The 244-nt window shown below is 35.7% G+C and carries 1 pseudogene; it reads left to right on the top strand.

Going from position 1 to position 244, the window contains the following annotated elements:
- Positions 1–244: pseudogene (locus tag SCA31_RS25090) on the top strand (DUF1826 domain-containing protein); the annotation flags it as partial.

The raw sequence follows: 244 nt of genomic DNA, 5'->3' as shown, positions 1-244 counted from the left end.
AAAAGAAAACGTTACAGAAGTTTCTACAGAGGATCTCTTAGCGCTGCAACTATCAGAAAAAGGGCATATGGCAAGAGAGATTATCTTAAATGATTTCCAGTTATTAACTGATTTCGGAGCACTTCCTTCTCTCAATTTACTTAAAAACTATGAGCGGGATGATGAGTTCGATTTTATTTCCACAGATGTGTATTCTTATCATGTAGATCGTTCGCCTATTGGTACCGATACTTTTTTATGTACT

This window comes from Chryseobacterium sp. SIMBA_028 (assembly GCF_046535285.1).
Classification (GTDB): Bacteria; Bacteroidota; Bacteroidia; order Flavobacteriales; family Weeksellaceae; genus Chryseobacterium.
This window is presented reverse-complemented; position numbering and strand designations above follow the sequence as displayed.